Raw genomic sequence first — 19,314 nt, forward strand, 5'->3', positions numbered from 1 at the left:
ACCCGCACCGCTGACGCCACCTTACGTGCCCGCAGCTGCCGGGTCATCAGCTCCGCCTCCGGACGAGGGCGGTGGTCGTGTCAGGACGCCCGGTTGTCAGCCGCCCTCCCTAACCTGGCGGCATGACAGCACAGAACGACGCAGCACAGGACCGGACCGCGCAGGGCACCTTCCCCGCCCGGATCAGCATCGTCACCCTCGGGGTGACCGACCTCGACCGCAGCGCCCGCTTCTACGAGGCGCTCGGCTGGAAGCGCTCCGCCGCCTCCAGCCCGGAGATCGTCTGGTTCCGCACCGCCGACTCGGCGCTCGGCCTCTTCCCCACCGAGGAGCTGGCCGCCGACGCGGGCGTGCCCTCCAGCGGCGAGCCCTCCTTCCGCGGCGTCACCCTCGCGGTGAACCTGGAGTCCCCCGCACTGGTGGACGCCGCGCTGCGGACGGCGGTCGAGGCCGGCGCCGTGGTGGTCAAGGCTCCGGTCCCGACCGACTGGGGCGGCTACTCCGGCTACTTCGAGGACCCGGACGGCCACCTCTGGGAGCTGGCCCACAACCCGTTCTTCCCCTTCACCGAGGACGGCTCGCTGGACCTGCCCTAGACCCTCGACCGCCTCGGAGCCCGCCTTGCGGGTTCAGTTCCGGGAGCGTGCCTTGAAGGCGGCCTTGCGCGCCTCCTTGGCCAGCGCCCGGTCCGGGTGCAGCTCCCCGATCGCCTCCAGGACGTCCGCCGTGTACGGGTGGTCGACCCGCCACAGCTCGCCGAACCACCCGGCCGGATCGCCGTTCACCGGCAGGTCGGTGATCAGTTCGCGCAGCAGCTCGGCGTCCCCGCCGGTGTCCAGCAGCTGGGCGGCGAACGTGTCGACCACCGTCCACAGCGCCATCGCCCGGTCCGGCACCGGCACGTCCGTCGCCCCCTGCGCGCTCAGCCAGGCCCGCGCCGCGCCGCCCAGCTCGGGATCGTCCATGACTTCCCGGACGGCCGGCGCCGCGTCCGGCCCGAGCAGGTTGAGCGCCGAGACGCAGAGCATCCGGCGCAGCGGGCCGTAGCCGTCGGTGCCGCGCGCCGCCGCGAGCAGCTCACGTGCCGCCGCCACCGGCTCCCGGCCCGCGGTCCACACCCGCAGCTCCTCCTCCGGCAGCACGTTGGCCGACTCGCACACCCCGCGCAGCAGCTCGGCCGCGTCCCCCTTGGCCAGGTCGCCGACCAGCGGCGCCTCGTAGCCGTCCTCCAGCAGCCACTGCCGGATGCCGTACTGGCCGAGCGGGGTGAGCCGGACCAGCCCGAAGCGGGCCGACTCCTCCTCGCCCAGCGGCTCCTCGCCGACCACGGCGGGCTCCTCGCCGTCCTCCTCGTCGAACAGCTCGGGGTCGATCGGGCGGTAGTCCAGCAGACCGAGCTCGGCGAGGTCGCCCAGCATCGGGTCCAGCGCGACCATCACGTCCGTGATGTCGCCGAGCAGCTCCTCGCTCGGCTCCTCGCCCTCCGGAACCACCAGCAGCGCGGCCAGCACGCCCAGCGGCACGGTCTCGTTGCCCGGCTCGGCGAAGGCGGTGGTCTCGTAGAGCACCTGCAGGGCCTCGTCCAGCAGCTCGGCGGCCTCGTCGCGGGCCTCCTCGACCTCGGAGAGCCCGTCCTCGTCCTCCTCGCCGCCCCCGGCCGGCTCCCCGGCCTCGGCCTCCTCCGGGACCGAGTCCGCCTCGACGGCCAGCTCCCGGACGATCCCGGCGGCGGTCAGCCACAGCTCCAGGACGGTCTCCGGGTCTCCCTGCTCGGCGGGCTCCAGGTCCGGGCCCGGAACCGCGACGTGCTCGCCCTCCGCGGTCGTGCCGAGCTCCACCAAGTCCAGGTCGCAGGCCAGCGACCAGGCCCGTAGCGCCTCGACCTCGGCCTCCTCGGGCACCTCGCCCTCGGCCGGCGCCAGGCCCAGCAGCCGGGCCGCGGGGGCCCGGTCCTCCTCGACCAGGTCGCCGAACTCGTCCACCGCCCGGTGCGGGGCGGCCCAGCGAGCCAGCGCCAGCGCGTACCCGAACATCGGTACGGCCTTCGCCTGCTCCGCCAGTTCGCGCTCGGCGGGCAGCTTCACCGGTGGGACCAGGACCGCCGCGTCGTCCAGGTCCTCGTCATCCAGCCCGTGCGCGGCGAACGCCCCGTAGAGGTCCTGGAGCTCCAGGTCGGCGGGCAGGACCGTCTCACCCGCGCCCTCCCCCGCCGAAGCTCCCGCGTTCTTCCGACGTCGTCCGGCCATCGTCGTGTGCTCTCCCTCAGCCAGCGGTCAGCTCGAACAGCTCCGCGTACCGATCTACCATCTCAGCGTATAGGCCGGGCACCCCCGATGCCCGGCCTCAAGGGGCGCGCACCGGGGCGCGCGCCGCTTCCGTACGCCCACCCTTTATCCTTCGGTCTGGTACCGCGCACACCCCGCGCGTGCCACCGGGGCAACGAAGCCCACCGCCCTCCGCCCGATCCCGGGCCGGAGGGGCCCTCTTCAGCTCACCTCGCCCCACCAGGGAGCCCGTACCCGCGGCCACCACCACAGCGCCTCCGGACGGGCGCGCCGGCACACCCCGCCGACCCCGGTGGTGCCCGGCCACAGGAGACCCCTGCCATGGCGGACCTCTCCCCCGCCGGCTCCGGCCTGCGCACCGCGCAGCTCGACGGACGCCGACTGTCGGAGGCCCTGCTTCCCCTGGAGCTCGCGCCGCGCGCCCAGCTCCAGCTCGCCGCGATCAGCCGCTGGAACGCGCTGCGCGGCGTCCGCGTCGGCCTGGTGGCCGCCGCCCTGCTGCTGATGCTGATCGGCGCCAACCTCGCGACCCCGATCTACTCGCTCCTCCAGCAGCGGATGGCGTTCACCCCGCTCGACACCACGATCCTCTTCGCGGTCTACGTGCTCGCGCTGCTCCCGGTGCTGGCCATCGTCGGGCACTGGTCCGACCACCTCGGCCGCCGCGCCCTGATCCTGCCCGCGGTGGCGCTGTCCGCCATGGGCGACGTCGTGTTCGCCACCGCCGGCGGCTTCTGGCAGCTCGCCGCCGGCCGCGCCGTCCAGGGCATCGCCGTCGGCCTGTCCACCGGCGCCGCCGGGGCCGCCCTCGGCGACCTGCTGCCCGACCGCCCGACTCTCGCCGCCAAGATCACCCTCGCCTGCTCGGCGGGCGGCGTCGCGCTCGGCCCGATCGTCGGCGCCCTGCTGGCCGACGGCTCCGACCCGCTGGTGACGCCCTTCCTGCTGCACGCCATCGCCCTGCTGGCGCTCTGCGTGCCGCTGGCCCTGCTCCACCCCCGGATGCCCGGCCAAAACCGCCCGCCGGCCTCGCCGCCCCGGATCACCACCCCGGCCCACCTGCGCCCGCAGCGCCTGCGCCTGCCGCGCACCGGACGCCGGGAGTTCCTGCACGCCGCGATCGCCGGATTCATCTCCTACGCGGTGTTCGGCGTCTACCTCAGCCTGGCCCCGGCCTTCGCCGCCACGCTGCTGCACACCGACTCCAAGCTGGTCGGCGCGATCGTGGCCGCCCTCCTGCTCGGCACCTCGGCGGCCACCCAGCTGATCGTCCCGCCGACCTCGGACCGTGTGGTCACCGCCCTCGGCATGACCGGCCTGGCCACCGGCCTCGGCCTGGTCGTCGCCGCCGGCTACACCGGCACCCCCGCACTGCTCTTCATCGGCAGCGTCGTCGGCGGCATCTCCCAGGGCATCGCCTACCGCTCCCTGTTCACCAGCGCCGTCGCCGCCATGAACCCGGAACGCCGCGGCTCCGAGCTGAGCTCCCTGTGGATCATCGTCTACCTCGGCAGCTCCGGCCCCATCATCGCCCTCGGCGCCCTCGTCCAGCGCTACGGCCTCCTCCCCGCCGTCAGCGGCTTCACCGCCCTCGCCGCCCTCCTCTGCGCCGCCCTCGCCATCGCCGTCGCCCGCCGCCCCAAGGCGGCCTGACCACGCACGAACGCCGCTGCCCGGGACTCCTTCGGAAGCCCCGGGCAGCGGCGTTTCCGTGCCTCAGCATCTGCCTACCCCCGCTTCGCCCGCCGCCGGGTGAACACCCGCGCGGCATCCGCTGCGTTGAGCAGGTCCACCGCCGTTGCCCCCCCCCCCCCCCCCCCCCCCCGGGGGGGGGGGGGCCCCCCCCCCCCCCCCCCCCCCCCCCCCCCCCCCCCCCCCCCCCCGCGGCGCTGATGGAGCAGTACATCCCGCCCAAGCGGTCCGGAAGATCAAGGAGGCCCCTGTAGAGCCAGCGGTCAGGCAGTGAGCGCAGAGTCCAGGTACGCCTGCACCGGCTCGAAGAGCCCGTACGGCACGTACTCGGGGATCTCGGCCAGAGCCACCCATTCGAGAGCGTCCAGCTCATCCGTGTCCACCACCTCGGCGATACCACTCACGACCTCGCAGGCCGTATACGACATCAGCCGACCAGTCTTCGGATGCACCCGCTCACCCAGCAGCTTGACGGCGGCCACCCCCAGTCCGGTCTCCTCAACGGTCTCCCGGACGGCCGCCTCCTCGGGGGACTCGCCAGCCTCGATCTCACCGGCCGGGAACTGCCAGGAGAGCTGACCCTCGCTGACCCGTCGCCGGACCATCAGGACGCGACCTTCGTGGACCACGATCGCGGCGGCAATGCCCGGGCGTTCCTTTGCAGTCTGCTGTGTCATATCTGCTCCTCCAGGACGGCCAGGATGGATGGGAAATCGTATCGGCGTCGACGAAGCGGGTCACCGAGTTTCGAGGAACCCACATCACGTCGACGTTCTCGACGGCGTCGCTGTTGGTTGCCTCGCCGGCCAGGTACTCGCACAGGAAGCACTCGGTTTACGCAGCGGCTGGTTGACGAAATGGCCCGTCCCCTGACGCCGTGGACAGCCACACGCGGCGAGCACGGCAACATCGGCGTGTACTACCAGGCACCGCCGCCCCAGGCTCAGTGGATCGGGCGGATCATCGCGGTCAGCCGGGGCGACTCCGGAGAGGGCTGCTGCGCGTTGAACGCCCGGTAGCCCCAGGTCTCGTAGAGCCGCTGGACTTTGCCCTCCCCGGCGAGCGGGTTGACCAGAAGAGTGACACGGCCCTCGACGCGGCGGCGCAGCAGGTCGTCGTGGATCCGGCGGGCGGCTCCCGTGCCGCGCCAGCGGGTCCGGACGCCGATTTCCTTGATGGCCAGAGCCGGGGCCTCGGTGTAGCCGTCCGGAAGGGGCTCGGTCATGCGCTTCCAGTACCGGTCGCCCGCCTCGATCGTGTTGCCGTAGGCGTAGCCGACCGGTACCTCGCCGTCGCAGCCGAGGACGAGTTCGAAGCCGGGCTCGGTGGCATGCCGGTCGAGGCGTTCGGCGAACACGTCGACGCGGTAGTTCGGCAGGTGCAGCAGGGGGGCCCGCACATCGGCGTACACGTCCAGCAGGTCCTGCCGGGCCTCGGGGGACAGGGTGGTGTGGTGGCGGAGTTCGACGGTCACGCGGTGGTCCTCCAGCTGTTGTGGGCGTATGCCGTCCAGGTGCGGTCCGGGCCACTGCCGCCGGCCAGCTTGTGCAGCGAGGTGCCGAAGGCGACCAGCATCCGGGTGACGCGGGGGTGTGCGAAGTCCTCGGCCGGGACGGACATGGCGGTGGCGACCGCGGGCACGAGATCGCCCTGCCCGAGCTGGGCGCGGGCAAGCCGGACGGTGGTGATCGCTCGGGACCTCTGCATGGTGTCGCGCCGCTGGGCGATGCTGCGGTGCGCGTGTGCTTCCGCGTCCTCCCAGTTCCCGGCCGCGAGGTGGGCGGCGAGGGCGAGGGAGTCGAGTTCGGACTGGTCGTAGAAGGCGGTGATCCACACCGGTCGGGACACGTCGAGGTCGGCGCGGTTGAGGGCGTCCTGTGCGTGCCCGATGGACCGGCGGACCGCGTTGGAGTCCCCGGTCAGGCCGTGGATCGCCGCGTGGCGGGCGTGTCCGAGAGAGGCGAACAGCGGATCGCGTCGGGCGATCGGCAGGGTGCGGGCGACCTCATTGGCGGCGAGCGCGTCGCCTGGCTGCCCGAGGTGCCGGTACAGGCTGCCCGCGTGGGACCAGATGCGGAACTGGATGCCGGAGTCGCCGGACATCGCCGCGAGGGTGGCAGCCTTCTGGTGGTGTTCGAGGGCTGCGTCGAAGCGACGGCCGTCGATCGCGGCCCACATCGCCGAGGACATGAACGATGCCGCGCACGCGTACAGCTGGGCCCGGACCCGCTGGGTCGCGGTGCCGTTCTTCTGCAGGCCGAGGGCTTCCTCGGCGAGCGCGGTCGCCCTGGTCTCGATGCTGAGCCGACCGCCGTGGCGGTGGTCGCTGGCGATGACCTCGGCGAAGCGGGCCTGCAGTCTCCGCACGTCACCGACGCCGATCCGGCCACTCGATGCCACGGCAGGGGGGCTCGTGAGCACGGTCACGGCCGCGCCTCCGGCCGCCGCTATGAAGTCGCGTCGCCTCACGTCGTCCTCCGGTGTGGTGCGGGCCCGCCCGGTCGGGACGAAGCCCAGGTCTTCGGGCGTACATGCGAATACTGCCCTGAGTGCGAGGCGGATCTTCACCGGCGGCCACCGGGTCGCGCCGGTCAGCCAGTTGTGCACCGTTCGCTCTGACACGGAGCCGAGCTTCCCCGTGAGAATCCTGATCTCGGCGTTCACTTCGCGTGCCAACTCGGCCTTGGTCATTCGGCGTTCGGACATCCGGAGGCGGAGCGGGACATTGGCCAGCATGAGGTCAACGTAGTCGTGTTGTCACGTGCCGTGCATGGAGTCGGGTAATGAGACGGTCAAGTTTTCCGGTCGGAATGGGACCAGATTGCCAGCAACTTTGCCTCACCGTATTGCTTGTGACTGTCGTTCACTGATTGCACGCCGCCCGCCCCGGGCGGCCACCGGCGCAGGATCTCGCCCCGTGAACGGCCCTGCGCTGGCCCGGTCTCCGCCCTTGGAGGAGCAGCATGATGCACTCCCCGGCCCGATATCGGCTCCGCATCGCCCGTCGTCCGAGAACGGTCGTTGTCCAGGCTGACTCTTTCTGCAACCTGGACTGCACCTACTGCTACCTGCCCGACCGCAAGCGGCGGGCACCGATGTCGGTCGCGATCGCCGAGGCGGTGGCCCGCTCCGTCGCCGAGTTCGCCGATACGGCGTCACCGGAGCCGGTCGAGGTGGTCTGGCACGCCGGTGGGCCGCTGGCCGTCGGCCGCTCGCGACTCGCGGAGTTGTTGGCCCCGTTCGAGCCGTTGCGGCAGGCTGGGTTGGTCGAGCACTCGGTGCAGACCAACGCCGTACTGATCACACCGGCCTGGTGCGACTTCCTTACCGCGTACGGGTTCCGCGTCGGGGTGAGCATCGACGGCCCTTCCGCCCTCAACCGCCGGCGCGTGGACTGGACCGGACGTCCGGCCTTCGACCGGATCATGAAGGGCATCGGGTGCCTGCGCGAGTACGGCGTACGGTTCTCGGCGATCGCGGTCGTCGCCGCGGAGAGCATCGGCGACCCCGAGGGCCTGCTCGACTTCGTGGCCGACCTCGGCTGCCACACGGTGGGTCTGAACATGGAGGAAAGGGAAGGCGTCAACATCGACCGGGCGGTTCCCACCGCCGAGCAGGCCCGCGAGTTCTGGCGCCGCACCATCGCCTGGTCACGTTGCAACCGCGACCTGACCGTCCGCGAGATCGACCGACTCGGCGGCTACCTGCGGGATGTCCGCGACGGACACCGGGCCGCCTGGGACCGCGTGTTGATCGACCCGATCCCGACCATCGCCTCCAACGGCGACGTCGTCCTGCTGTCGCCCGAACTCGCCGGGACCACCGACCCGGCCTACGAGGACTTCCGGGCCGGGAACGTCCTGGAGCGGAGCATCGGATCGATGCTGGATCGCGCCCACCGCCTGCGCTACGTGCGCGAGTTCCTGACCGGCCTGGACGCGTGCGAGGCCACCTGCGACGTCTTCGACTTCTGCCGAGGGGCCCAGGCCGGCAATCGCTACTTCGAGAACGGCCGCCTGGACACCACGGAGACGAACTACTGCCGCGTGTCCCGACAGGCCCTGGTCACCGCCCTGTCCGATACCGTCCAAGAGGAGAAAGCCGCATGACCCTGCTCGAACTGCTGGCCGCCAGCAACACCGCCGTCGTCGCCGACCTCACCGGCGTCGTCACCGTGACCGACCCCACCGCCGGGCCGTTCGACAACCGGCCCACCTGGGACAACAACGGGCCGAAGTTCGACAACCGGCCCACCTGGGACAACAACGGGCCGAAGTTCGACAACCGGCCCACCTGGGACAACTGGTCGAACAAGAACAAGGGCAAGTAGCGCCACCCCGAACCACCCTGGGCCCGCACCAGCGGTGCGGGCCCGGCCCGACCCTCGCGAGAGCGGAGCACCTCATGGACAGCATCACCTTCGGCCGTGTCACCGTGACCCTGCCCCACCTGAACGAGCCCGGCCTGTACCTGTCCAACGTCACCACCCTCGACTCCGCCCGGGGCGTCGTCCAGGACTTCCAGTACGGTGACGCCGACCTGCGGGACCTGGATCTCGCCGAGACCCGCCTCGTCACCGGTCGCGTCTCCAACCTGCGGGTCGACCGCATGCAGCTCGACCAAGTCCGCCTTGACTCCGTCGAGTTCGATACCTGCGACCTCGCCGCCGCCCGCATCACCGACAGCAAGCTCTCCCGGGTCGTCTTCCGTAACTGCAGGATCATGGGCGCCGGGCTCATCGGCGGGACCCTGGACAACGTCCTCTTCGACAACTGCAAGCTCGACTACGCGACCTTCGAGCAGATCCGCGCCACCGGCGCGGTCGTCTTCTCCAAGTGCGCGCTCACTGAGGTGTCGTTCACGGGGTGCGACCTCGGCGGCGCGGTCCTCGACACCTGCGACCTGCGGCTGACCGAGTTCGGCCGGGGCAAGTACCAGGGCCTCGACCTGCGGGGCAACGACCTCACCTCGCTGCGGGGCGTCGCCAACCTCGGCAAGGTCCTCATCGACCGCACTCAGCAGGCCGAACTCGCCGAAGCCCTGGTCGCCGAGCTGGACGTGACCTTCGCCGACAACCTCGACGACCAGTGAACCCAGCCTGGGAGGAATCCGCGTGACTCTCGCGATCGCCCACACCGACCCAGCCGCCCTCATCGCCAGGTGTGACAGCACCGGCGTCCGCACCGCTCACGGCGAGCCCGACTACGAGGACGGGGCCGTTCTCCCGGCCGGCCCCTGGCAGCCCCTCACCGCCGTGCTGGCGGCAGAACTCCGCCCGACCGAGCGGAGCGCCGACAGCACGCTCGTGGAACTGGTGAAGCTGCCCGACGGCCCGCCCCCGGCCACCCTTGCCTCCCTCGCCGACGAACTCGGTGACCCCGATGCCGTCCACCTCGGCCAAGCCAGGAACCCGGCCAACGCCCTCACCACCACCCCGAATTACGAGGGCGTCCGCCGCATCGGCCTGCACATCGACAATTGGGACAGGCTCCGCTACCAGGCCAAGCACACCGGTCGCCGGCGCCTGTGCTTCAACCTCGGTCCAGGAACCCGCTACCTCCTGCTCGGTGGCCTCGACATCCGCGCCGTCTGCCGGGATCTCCACGCCGACCCCGAGGACCGCTATCCGCACACCGACGACCTGCGGGCCTACGCCGCCCTCGGGTTGCCCCTGCGGGTCTTCCGGCTGCGGATCGACCCCGGCGAGGGCTACATCACCCCCACCGAACTGCTGCCCCACGACGGCTCCACCGAGGACCAGCCCCAACCGTCCACCGCCGCGTTCTGGCTCGGCCACTGGCCACGCGGTGTCCTGGCCTCGCTGATCTGACACCGACCCATGCGAGCGTTCCGCTGCCCGTGATGGTGGCAGCGCCGCGTCCGATCCCCATTCACGTAGGAGACTCCATGGCTGCTGCGCCACCGCAAAGCCCCCGTCCGATCACGCCTCGGCTGCCGACCGGCCCGACCTTCGACCAGGAGCTGTGCGGGCTCGTGCTCGACACCGCGCCCCGTCTGTTCGCCGTCGTCCAGGTGTACGGCGAGGGCCTCCCGGACGTCGACGGGTGGATCGTGGCCTGGGGGGGTCGCCGACCACAGCGGGCGAGCGCACGTGATCAGCATCGACGGGCAGGCGCGAATGACCCTCACGTCTCCCGATCGGGCCCTGCGCCATTTCGCCGGGCGACCGGGGATCACCGCACGGCTGGTCTGGCTCGCACAGCCGAGTGCAGCAGCAGTGGATCGGGCCGAAGCCGCCTGATCTTGGCCTGCTGACGCGAGCGGGCCGTGATGGACGCGGCGGGCTCGGGCCTTGGGGGCGGCCCAACCGGGTTGGCCCGCGCTGATCACGCACTGAATGTCGCGAACGTCTCACACTGCGTCAAGTGCCGTGGTACGTTCCGTAGTCCAATCAAAAACAAGGCGACCCCGGCGGTGCTGGAACACCCCGGGGTCCGGCAACAGGAGCCAACACTCCCGATGCGCGTCCATCGTAGCGCCCACGTGCGCGACTTCACCGTGCTACCCAACGCCGTCCTGCAGTACCGACGGCTCTCCTACACCGCCCGCGGCCTGCTCGCGGACCTCCTCTCCCGCCCCGACGGCTGGCGCGAGGACGGCCGACACATGGCCGACACCAGCCCCCAGGGTCGCGGCGCCGTCCGCAAGGCCCTGAAGGAGCTGACCGAGGCCGGCTACTACCGGATCGAGAAGATCCGTATGCCGGACGGCACGATCCGCACCGAAACCCACGTCTACGACACCCCGCAGCTCGCGCGGCCGAGTGCCACCCCTCCGGCGTCCGGTGGAGCGACTACCGGTCGCGCAGTCGGCTCTGTAGTAAAGAACCGGCAGCAAGAACCCACCCTCCCGCCACCTCCGGATTCCGAAGAGGTCCGCGCAGCGGTGGCCACCCTGTTCCGGGTGATCCGGCCCGAGCCGCGTCTGCGCCTCGGCGAGGCCGAGGCCCGGGAGTTGGCGCCCCTCGTCGCGCAGTGGTTGCAGCGCGGCGCGACCCACGCCGACCTCGCCCACGCCCTGCTGCCGGGCCTGCCCACCCCGATGCACTCGGCGGCCGCCGTACTCCGCTACCGCCTGGAGCACAAGATGCCGCCCGCCCAGCCCACCGCACGGCCACCGGCCCGGTACGCCGAGTGCGCCAAGTGCCACGACCCCGTGCCCCGGCCGGGCATCTGCCGCCCGTGCGCCGGCCTGACAGCCCGAACCCCCACGGTCGGCCAGGGCGCGGACGTGGCGGCCGCAGGTGCCGCCCGTGTCCGAACCGCCCTGCGCTCCGCACTGGCCGGCAGTCGGCCCGCACAACTCGCCGCCTGAGACACGCGGTCCCACCGATCCGGGCGACACGCAGCTCCTCGGCCGCCACCCAGCTGATCGTCCCGCCCGCCTCGGACCGCGTGGTCACCGCCCTCGGCCCAGTCGTCGCCGGGTACACCGGCACCCCCGCGCTGCTCTTCATCGGCAGCGTCGTTCGTCGTGCGGCGGATCTCAGGCGTTCCAGGGCTTCCAGGCCCCGGTCACGATCTCGACGTCGAACGGCTCCGGCAGCCGGACGGACTCGCCGAACTTCCACTCCCCGAGCACCTCGTACGTCCCCTCGCCCCGGTCCGGCTCCCCGAACAACGTGACACCGGACTGCCGCGGGTCCCGGTCCACCAACAGGTAGTACGGCACCCCGGATCGCGCGTACCCGCTCCACTTGGTGGGCTTCTCAGACACAGGGCGCCGGTCATTGTGCGCACTGGGAAACGCGGTGACCTCAGCCGCCAAACTGATCTCATTCGGACTGAGGTACCGGTCCTCCGCTCTCGCCGACAGATCCACCTCGGCACTCACGACAACAAGGTCGGAAACGTAGCCGTCCCCGATCTCCACAAGGTCAACGCCCACGTTCTGCACAACCCGCCATGGATGGCCCGGAACTCCGAGTTCGGCCCAGTGAAGCCGTTCGGAGATGCGCCTGAGCATCGCGGCATGGGCAAAGGGTGGATACGGCGTCACGACGAACTCCCCGCCGATCACCTCGACCCGCAGCATCTCGGGCAGCCCCAGGTGCTCATCGAGCTCGCCCCGGGCCCACAGCGCGTACGGCGATTCCGGCAAGGTCCACTGCCCCGACGCAACAACAGGCGACATGGTCCTCACCCTCGCCGCCTACCAGCAGACACACCACTGCCGCGCAAAGCTTTCCCTCGAAGGAGAGGTTTGTGCGGCAGCAGGTTGACGGTCCCAGGCCAGGGGCGGGCACCCGCCGGGAGGCGGGTGGGGGGTGGATGGTGGGGAACGGCGGTGAACCCACGCAGCAAACGATGTGCCGCGCGGGTGTCCACCCCGCGACGGGCGGGCGAAGGAACCCGGACACGCCGCTGCCGCGCGACCCCGTGGGTGTCGCGCGGCAGCAGGTCGAGCCGAAGACGATCTCAGACGTTGAAGCCGAGGGCGCGGAGCTGCTCGCGGCCGTCATCGGTGATCTTGTCGGGGCCCCACGGCGGCATCCAGACCCAGTTGATGCGCAGGTCCTTCACCAGGCCGTCGGTGGCGGTCTTCGCCTGGTCCTCGATGACGTCGGTCAGCGGGCAGGCTGCCGAGGTGAGCGTCATGTCGATGGTGGCCACGTCGGACTCGTCGATGTGGACGCCGTAGATCAGGCCCAGGTTGACGACGTCGATGCCCAGTTCGGGGTCGACGACGTCCATCAGGGCCTCGGTCAGGTCCTCGACCGAGACGGTGCCGGCGGTGGTGCCGACGATGCCGCCGTTCGGCTGCTCCTCCGCAGCGGAGGGGGTTTCGTCAGTCATGGTCATTCCTCCTCTGCGAGGTCAGTCGTTCGTGGCGGGGTTCTGGGCGAGCGCCTGGACGGTGGCGTCCTTCCAGGCCATCCAGCTGAGCAGGGCGCACTTGACCCGGGCCGGGTACTTGGAGACGCCGGCGAACGCGACCGCGTCCTCCAGCACCTCCTCGTCGCCCTCGCCCTGGCCCCGGCTCTGCATCAGCTCCAGGAAGGCCTCCTGGACCGCCTGCGCCTCGCCCACGGACTTGCCGACCACCAGGTCGTTGAGCACCGAGGCGCTCGCCTGGCTGATCGAACAGCCCTGCGACTCGTACGAGACGTCGGCGACGGTGACGCCGTCGAGCTTCACCCGCAGGGTGATCTCGTCGCCGCACGTCGGGTTGACGTGGTGCACCTCGGCGTCGCCGTCCCGCAGCCCCTTGCCGTGCGGGTTGCGGTAGTGGTCCAGGATGATGTCCTGGTACATCGAGTCGAGCTTCATGGTCGTCCTGCCCCGTCCGTTCAGCCGAAGAAGTTCCGGACGTGGTGCAGGCCGTCGATCAGCGCGTCGACCTCGCCCGGCGTCGAGTACAGATAGAACGACGCCCGCGTGGTCGCCGGAATTCCGTACCGCAGGCAGACCGGCCGCGCGCAGTGGTGGCCGACGCGCACGGCGATGCCCTGCTCGTCCAGCACCTGGCCCACGTCGTGCGGGTGGATGTCACCGAGGGTGAAGGAGATCGCGGCGCCGCGGTCCACGGCCGTGCGCGGGCCGATGATCCGCAGGTCCGGGACCTCCAGCAGCCGCTCGACGGCGTACTCGGTGATCGCGTGCTCGTGTGCCGCGATCTTCTCCATGCCGATGCCCTGGAGGTAGTCGATGGCCGCGCCGAGCCCGACCGCCTGGGCGATCGGCGGGGTGCCGGCCTCGAACTTGTGCGGCGCCGGGGCGTAGGTGGACGAGCCCATGGTGACGGTCTCGATCATCTCGCCGCCGCCGAGGAACGGCGGGAGGTCCTCCAGCAGCTCGTGACGGCCCCAGAGCACACCGATGCCGGTCGGGGCCAGCATCTTGTGGCCGGTGAAGGCGACGAAGTCGGCCTCCAGCGCCTGCACGTCCAGCACCATGTGCGGTGCGGCCTGCGAGGCGTCGATGACGACCAGCGCGCCGACCGACTGGGCCTTGCGGACGATCGCCTCGACCGGGTTGACCGTGCCCAGCAGGTTGGAGACCAGGGTGAAGGAGACCACCTTGGTCTTCTCGGTGATCAGCTCGTCGATGTTCGACAGGTCGAGCCGGCCCTCGTCGGTCAGCCCGAACCACTTGAGCTTCGCACCGGTGCGCTGCGACAGCAGCTGCCACGGGACGATGTTGGAGTGGTGCTCCATCTCCGTGATCACGATCTCGGAGTCGGCGTCCACCCGGTACGGCTCGTCGGCCCAGCCGAGCATGTTGGCCACGAGGTTGAGCGACTCCGAGGCGTTCTTCGTGAAGATCACCTCGTTGCGGCTCGGCGCGTTGATGAACGCCGCGACCTTGTCCCGGGCGCCCTCGTACAGCGCCGTGGCCTCCTCGGCGAGCACGTGCACGCCGCGGTGGACGTTGGCGTTGTGCCGCTCGTAGTAGGCGTTCAGGGCCTCCAGCACCTGGCGCGGCTTCTGCGAGGTGGCCGCGTTGTCCAGGTAGACCAGCGGCCTGTCGTCGTGCAGCAACCGCTGGAGGACCGGGAAGTCCTTGCGGATCGCGTCGGTGTCGAGCAGTCCCGTAAACGGATGCGTCACTCGGACGCGCCCCCCTTCACATACGCCTCGTAGCCCTCGTCCTCCAGCTTGTCGGCCAGCTCGGCACCGCCGGACTCGACGATGCGGCCGCCGGCGAAGACGTGGACGTAGTCGGGCTTGATGTACCGCAGGATGCGGGTGTAGTGGGTCACCAGCAGGGTGCCGACCTCGCCGGTCGAACGGACCCGGTTGATGCCCTCGGAGACGATCCGCAGCGCGTCGACGTCCAGGCCGGAGTCGGTCTCGTCGAGGATCGCGATCTTCGGCTTGAGCAGCTCCAGCTGGAGGATCTCGTGGCGCTTCTTCTCACCGCCGGAGAAGCCCTCGTTGACGTTGCGCTCGGCGAAGGCCGGGTCCATCTGGAGGGCGGCCATCGCCTCCTTGACCTCCTTCACCCACAGCCGCAGCTTCGGGGCCTCGCCGCGGACGGCGGTGGCGGCGGTGCGCAGGAAGTTGCTGACCGACACGCCCGGGACCTCGACCGGGTACTGCATGGCCAGGAAGACGCCGGCCTTGGCACGCTCGTCGACGGACATCTCCAGGACGTCCTCGCCGTCCAGCAGCACCGAGCCGCCGGTGACGGTGTACTTGGGGTGGCCGGCCAGCGAGTAGGCCAGGGTGGACTTGCCGGAGCCGTTCGGACCCATGATGGCGTGGGTCTCGCCCTGCTTCACGGTCAGGTCGACACCCTTCAGGATCTCGCGCGGGCCGTTCTCGGCCTCCACGGAGACGTGCAGGTCGCGGATTTCAAGGGTTGCCATGTGTACTCAGGACTCCTGGTTGACGGAGACGAGCACATCGTCCCCTTCGATCTTTACGGGGTAGACAGCGACCGGCTTGGTGGCGGGCAGGCCGGAGGGCTTGCCGGTGCGCAGGTCGAAGCTGGAGCCGTGCAGCCAGCACTCGATCATGCAGCCCTCGACCTCGCCCTCGGAGAGCGAGACGTTCGCGTGCGAGCAGGTGTCGTTGATCGCGAACACCCCCTCGTCGGTGCGGACGACGGAGACCGGCACGCCATTGAGGTCCACACGCTTCGGAACGTCCTCCTGGAGGTCGCTCAGCGCGCAGGCACGGAGGAAGGTCATCGCGCTCAGACCGCCGATTCCAGCTCGGCGTCGATCTTCTCCATGAGCTGCTCCTGGACCTCGGCCACGCCGATCTGCTGGAGCAGCTCGGCGAAGAAGCCGCGCACCACCAGGCGGCGGGCCTCGTCGGCCGGGATGCCGCGGGCCTGCAGGTAGAACAGCTGCTCGTCGTCGAAGCGGCCGGTCGCCGAGGCGTGGCCGGCGCCGACGATCTCGCCGGTCTCGATCTCCAGGTTCGGGATCGAGTCGACCCGGGCGCCGTCGGTGAGCACCAGGTTCCGGTTGAGCTCGTAGGTGTCGGTGCCGAGCGCGGCGGCGCGGATCAGCACGTCGCCGACCCAGACCGCGTGGGCGTCCTGGCCCTGGAGCGCGCCCTTGTACGCCACGTTCGACCGGCAGTGCGGCGTGTCGTGGTCGATCACCAGGCGGTGCTCGAGGTGCTGGCCGGCGTCGGCGAAGTAGAGGCCGAACAGCTCGGCCTCGCCGCCGGGGCCGGCGTAGTTGACCCGCGGGTGCAGGCGGACCAGGTCGCCGCCGAAGGTGACGACCACGGACTTGAACGAGGCGTCCCGGCCGACCAGCGCGTTGTGCTGGGCGACGTGGACGGCGTCGCGGTCCCAGTCCTGCACGGACACGAAGGTGAGCTTGGCGCCCTCGCCGACCAGCAGCTCGACGTTGGCGGCCCGGGTGCCGCTGCCCGCGTGGTTCAGCACCACGACGGCCTCGGCGAACGGCTTGACGTCGATCACCACGTGGGCGAAGCGGACCCCGCCCTCGCCGCGCACGTCGATCTTGACCGGCTCGGCCAGCACCGCCTCCTTGGGGACGGTGACCACCAGGGCCTGCTCGAAGGCGCTGAACGCCTGCGCGGCGACCCGGTCGACCGGCGTGCCGGCCTTGCCCAGACGGGCGTCGTCCCGGCCGACGGTCTCGGCGGTGACGCCGTCCGGCAGGGAGAACTCGACCTTGTCCTCGCCCCGCTCCGAGGCGGCGGCGGTGCCGTCGTGCAGCCCCCCGAGGCGGTGCAGCGGGGTGAACCGCCAGTCCTCCTCGCGGCCGCTGGGCACCGGGAAGTCGTTCACGTCGAAGGACGGCTTGACCGCGACGCGCGCGTCGATCGGCTGCTGGACCGCGGTGCGGCCGGTGCCGGGGCCGGCGAGCTGCGCGCCCGCGCCGGCGGTGCCGACCTCGATCGAACCGGCGGTGGTGGAGCCGGTGGTGTTCTGGACGTCAGCCATGGCTGTCGTAGTGCTCTCTTCCTCGAAAAGTCGGTGGGCGGTCTGCGGCTGGGCGTCAGCCGACCGCGCCCTCCATCTGGAGCTCGATCAGCCGGTTGAGCTCCAGCGCGTACTCCATCGGCAGCTCGCGCGCGATCGGCTCGACGAAGCCGCGGACGATCATCGCCATCGCCTCGGTCTCGGTCAGGCCACGGCTCATCAGGTAGAACAGCTGGTCCTCGCTGACCTTGGAGACGGTCGCCTCGTGGCCCATGGACACGTCGTCCTCGCGGACGTCCACGTACGGGTAGGTGTCCGAACGGGAGATCGTGTCGACCAGCAGCGCGTCACACAGCACGTTGGACTTGGCGCCGTGCGAGCCCTCGCCGATCTCGATCAGGCCGCGGTAGGAGGTCCGGCCGCCGCCGCGCGCCACCGACTTGGAGACGATGTGCGAGGAGGTGTTCGGCGCCATGTGCACCATCTTGGCGCCGGCGTCCTGGTGCTGGCCCTCGCCCGCGAAGGCGATCGACAGGGTCTCGCCCTTGGCGTGCTCGCCCATCAGGTAGACGGCCGGGTACTTCATGGTGACCTTGGAGCCGATGTTGCCGTCGACCCACTCCATGGTCGCGCCCTCGTACGCCACGGCACGCTTGGTGACCAGGTTGTAGACGTTGTTCGACCAGTTCTGGATGGTCGTGTAGCGGCAGCGGCCGCCCTTCTTGACGATGATCTCCACGACCGCCGAGTGCAGCGAGTCGGAGGAGTAGATCGGGGCGGTGCAGCCCTCGACGTAGTGGACGTAGGCGTCCTCGTCGACGATGATCAGCGTCCGCTCGAACTGGCCCATGTTCTCGGTGTTGATCCGGAAGTAGGCCTGCAGCGGGATGTCCACGTGCACGCCCTTCGGCACGTAGATGAACGAGCCGCCGGACCACACCGCGGTGTTCAGCGAGGCGAACTTGTTGTCGCCGGCCGGGATCACGGTGCCGAAGTACTCCTTGAACAGCTCCGGGTGCTCGCGCAGCGCGGTGTCGGTGTCCAGGAAGATGACGCCCTGCTCCTCCAGGTCCTCGCGGATCTGGTGGTAGACGACCTCGGACTCGTACTGGGCGGCGACGCCGGCGACCAGGCGCTGCTTCTCCGCCTCGGGGATCCCGAGCTTGTCGTACGTCGCCTTGATGTCCGCCGGCAGGTCCTCCCAGGACTCGGCCTGCTTCTCGGTGGAGCGGACGAAGTACTTGATGTTGTCGAAGTCGATGCCGGTGAGGTCGGAGCCCCAGGTCGGCATGGGCTTCTTGCCGAACAGCTTCAGGCCCTTGAGACGCAGGTTGAGCATCCACTCGGACTCGTTCTTCTTCGCGGAGATGTCGCGGACGACCTCCTCGCTGAGCCCGCGCTTGGCCGCGGCACCGGCGGTGTCCGGGTCGGCCCAGCCGTACTCGTAATTGCCCAGGCCCTCGAGCTCCGGGTGCGAAACGGTGTCAGTCATGCGAGCTTCCTAACGCGCGGACGCAGAATCTTCGGTGGACGTACCGGCAGTCGGCGCTGCATCGGAGCCGCGGCCCGAAGGCAGCCGGGCGGACGACGATGCGGCACCGGATGCCGGCACATAGGTGGTGCAGACCCCGTCGCCGTGGGCGATCGTGGCCAGCCGTTGCACATGGGTGCCCAGGAGCCGGGAGAAGACCTCGGTCTCCGCCTCGCAGAGCTGCGGGAACTGCTCGGCGATGTGCGCGACCGGGCAGTGGTGCTGGCAGAGCTGGGCGCCCGCGGGGGCCTTGGCCGCGGCCGACGGGACACGCCGCACCGTGGCAGCGTACCCGTCCGCGCTCAGCGCCTGGGCCAGCGCCTCGGTGCGCTCCCCGGCGGCGGCCAGGCGCAGGGCCTCCAGGTACTTCTCGGCCTGCTTGCCGAACCGGGCGCGGGCGAAGGCGGCGACCGCCTCCTCACCCGCCTTGCCGCCACCGACCGAGTCCGCGATCCAGCGCAGGGCGTCGGCCGCGAGCTGGTCGTACGCCTGGTAGAAGGCGTCCCGGCCGGCGTCGGTGAGGCCGAAGACCTTGGCCGGACGGCCCCGGCCGCGGCTGCCGTAGACCCGCTGTTCGCGGGACTCGACCAGGCCGGTGGCGGTCAGCCCGTCGAGGTGGCGGCGGACGGCGGCGGCGGTGAGGCCGAGCCGGCTCGCCAGGTCGGCGGCGGAGGAGGGGCCGTGGTCCAGGATCGACCGCGCGACCCGGTCCCGGGTGGCCCGGTGGCCCTCCAGCAGCACCTCGGCCGCCGTCACGGGCACGTCACAGGAGGAGGCCGACTCGGCCTCCTGCTGCTGGACGTGCTCGCGCATGTTTTTCACAACACCAGTGTTGCGTAATTACTTCCGCCGGGACAAGCCGTGATGCAGGCCTCACCGGTGGCATCTGTCACGCAGGCAAGCCTTACCTGGTCTGCGGGAGCGGCCGCCGGAC

At 70.8% G+C, this 19,314-nt stretch carries 20 protein-coding genes and 1 pseudogene; 7 read left to right on the forward strand and 14 right to left on the reverse strand.

The features are described from left to right. The first annotated feature begins 122 nt into the window (after positions 1-122). Complete coding sequence (locus ACIRRH_RS12745; protein ID WP_403065881.1) at positions 123-596, forward strand: VOC family protein; 474 nt, start codon at positions 123-125, stop codon at positions 594-596. Between the two features lie 33 nt (positions 597-629). Here the strand turns inward: ACIRRH_RS12745 and ACIRRH_RS12750 are convergent, their stop codons facing one another. Beyond that, a complete protein-coding gene (locus ACIRRH_RS12750) occupies positions 630-2,246 on the reverse strand; it encodes a hypothetical protein (RefSeq protein WP_403065884.1) in 1,617 nt (538 codons plus the stop codon). 360 nt (positions 2,247-2,606) lie between these two features. On the opposite strand from ACIRRH_RS12750, the gene ACIRRH_RS12755 reads away from it, so the two are divergent. Beyond that, a complete protein-coding gene (locus ACIRRH_RS12755) occupies positions 2,607-3,938 on the forward strand; it encodes an MFS transporter (RefSeq protein ID WP_403065887.1) in 1,332 nt (443 codons plus the stop codon). A gap of 302 nt (positions 3,939-4,240) precedes the next feature. Here ACIRRH_RS12755 and ACIRRH_RS12760 read toward each other — a convergent pair whose 3' ends face one another. From ACIRRH_RS12760 to ACIRRH_RS12775, 4 genes and pseudogenes are all read right to left on the reverse strand, one after another. Continuing rightward, complete coding sequence (locus ACIRRH_RS12760) at positions 4,241-4,654, reverse strand: NUDIX hydrolase (RefSeq protein ID WP_403065890.1); 414 nt, start codon at positions 4,652-4,654, stop codon at positions 4,241-4,243. Then, positions 4,651-4,808: pseudogene (locus tag ACIRRH_RS12765) on the reverse strand (NUDIX hydrolase); the annotation flags it as partial. The gene ACIRRH_RS12760 and the pseudogene ACIRRH_RS12765, both read right to left, overlap by 4 nt. Positions 4,809-4,920: 112 nt before the next feature. Next, positions 4,921-5,451, reverse strand: a complete 531-nt coding sequence (locus tag ACIRRH_RS12770; RefSeq protein WP_403065893.1) for a GNAT family N-acetyltransferase — start codon at positions 5,449-5,451, stop codon at positions 4,921-4,923. Beyond that, a complete protein-coding gene (locus tag ACIRRH_RS12775; RefSeq protein ID WP_403065896.1) occupies positions 5,448-6,344 on the reverse strand; it encodes a hypothetical protein in 897 nt (298 codons plus the stop codon). The genes ACIRRH_RS12770 and ACIRRH_RS12775 overlap by 4 nt, the downstream gene beginning before the upstream one ends. Positions 6,345-6,940: 596 nt before the next feature. On the opposite strand from ACIRRH_RS12775, the gene amcB reads away from it, so the two are divergent. The 5 genes from amcB (at position 6,941) to ACIRRH_RS12800 (ending at position 11,312) form a co-directional block, all read left to right on the forward strand. Continuing rightward, entirely contained in the window at positions 6,941-8,086 is a 1,146-nt protein-coding gene (gene amcB / locus ACIRRH_RS12780) for a cyclophane-forming radical SAM peptide maturase AmcB (RefSeq protein ID WP_403065899.1), read from the forward strand. Beyond that, positions 8,083-8,307 carry a multiple cyclophane-containing RiPP AmcA gene (amcA, locus tag ACIRRH_RS12785; RefSeq protein WP_403065902.1) on the forward strand — a complete coding sequence of 75 codons (225 nt, stop codon included), beginning with the start codon at positions 8,083-8,085 and terminating at the stop codon, positions 8,305-8,307. The genes amcB and amcA overlap by 4 nt, the downstream gene beginning before the upstream one ends. Positions 8,308-8,381: 74 nt before the next feature. Beyond that, positions 8,382-9,068: a pentapeptide repeat-containing protein gene (locus ACIRRH_RS12790; RefSeq protein WP_403065905.1), complete on the forward strand. Its 687-nt coding sequence runs from the start codon at positions 8,382-8,384 to the stop codon at positions 9,066-9,068. 22 nt (positions 9,069-9,090) lie between these two features. Then, entirely contained in the window at positions 9,091-9,807 is a 717-nt protein-coding gene (locus ACIRRH_RS12795; RefSeq protein WP_403065908.1) for a hypothetical protein, read from the forward strand. 650 nt (positions 9,808-10,457) lie between these two features. Continuing rightward, complete coding sequence (locus ACIRRH_RS12800; RefSeq protein WP_403065911.1) at positions 10,458-11,312, forward strand: hypothetical protein; 855 nt, start codon at positions 10,458-10,460, stop codon at positions 11,310-11,312. 171 nt (positions 11,313-11,483) lie between these two features. On the opposite strand, the gene ACIRRH_RS12805 is transcribed toward ACIRRH_RS12800, so the two are convergent. The 9 genes from ACIRRH_RS12805 to ACIRRH_RS12845 all read right to left on the reverse strand — a co-directional run bounded on the left by ACIRRH_RS12805 (position 11,484) and on the right by ACIRRH_RS12845 (position 19,193). Next, positions 11,484-12,131, reverse strand: a complete 648-nt coding sequence (locus ACIRRH_RS12805) for a Uma2 family endonuclease (protein WP_403065914.1) — start codon at positions 12,129-12,131, stop codon at positions 11,484-11,486. A 284-nt stretch (positions 12,132-12,415) separates the two neighbouring features. Next, entirely contained in the window at positions 12,416-12,793 is a 378-nt protein-coding gene (locus ACIRRH_RS12810) for a metal-sulfur cluster assembly factor (RefSeq protein WP_403065917.1), read from the reverse strand. A 21-nt stretch (positions 12,794-12,814) separates the two neighbouring features. Further along, the gene (gene sufU / locus ACIRRH_RS12815; RefSeq protein WP_403065920.1) at positions 12,815-13,267 is read right to left on the reverse strand and encodes a Fe-S cluster assembly sulfur transfer protein SufU; all 453 of its coding nucleotides are present in this window, start codon (positions 13,265-13,267) and stop codon (positions 12,815-12,817) included. A 20-nt stretch (positions 13,268-13,287) separates the two neighbouring features. Next, positions 13,288-14,547, reverse strand: a complete 1,260-nt coding sequence (locus ACIRRH_RS12820) for a cysteine desulfurase (protein WP_403065923.1) — start codon at positions 14,545-14,547, stop codon at positions 13,288-13,290. After that, positions 14,544-15,308: a Fe-S cluster assembly ATPase SufC gene (sufC, locus tag ACIRRH_RS12825; protein ID WP_224280614.1), complete on the reverse strand. Its 765-nt coding sequence runs from the start codon at positions 15,306-15,308 to the stop codon at positions 14,544-14,546. Before sufC ends, ACIRRH_RS12820 begins: the two co-directional genes overlap by 4 nt. Before the next feature lie 6 nt (positions 15,309-15,314). After that, positions 15,315-15,632, reverse strand: coding sequence for a bifunctional 3-phenylpropionate/cinnamic acid dioxygenase ferredoxin subunit (locus ACIRRH_RS12830; RefSeq protein WP_224280615.1), 318 nt, complete (start codon positions 15,630-15,632; stop codon positions 15,315-15,317). Positions 15,633-15,637: 5 nt separating this feature from the next. Then, positions 15,638-16,870, reverse strand: a complete 1,233-nt coding sequence (gene sufD / locus ACIRRH_RS12835) for a Fe-S cluster assembly protein SufD (protein ID WP_403065927.1) — start codon at positions 16,868-16,870, stop codon at positions 15,638-15,640. Between the two features lie 55 nt (positions 16,871-16,925). Continuing rightward, entirely contained in the window at positions 16,926-18,341 is a 1,416-nt protein-coding gene (gene sufB, locus ACIRRH_RS12840; protein ID WP_403065930.1) for a Fe-S cluster assembly protein SufB, read from the reverse strand. A 9-nt stretch (positions 18,342-18,350) separates the two neighbouring features. Further along, a complete protein-coding gene (locus tag ACIRRH_RS12845) occupies positions 18,351-19,193 on the reverse strand; it encodes a helix-turn-helix transcriptional regulator (RefSeq protein WP_403065933.1) in 843 nt (280 codons plus the stop codon). Positions 19,194-19,314 lie beyond the last annotated feature (121 nt).

Origin of the sequence: Kitasatospora sp. NPDC101235 (genome assembly GCF_044767505.1) — a bacterium.
In the GTDB taxonomy this organism is placed as follows: Bacteria; Actinomycetota; Actinomycetes; order Streptomycetales; family Streptomycetaceae; genus Kitasatospora.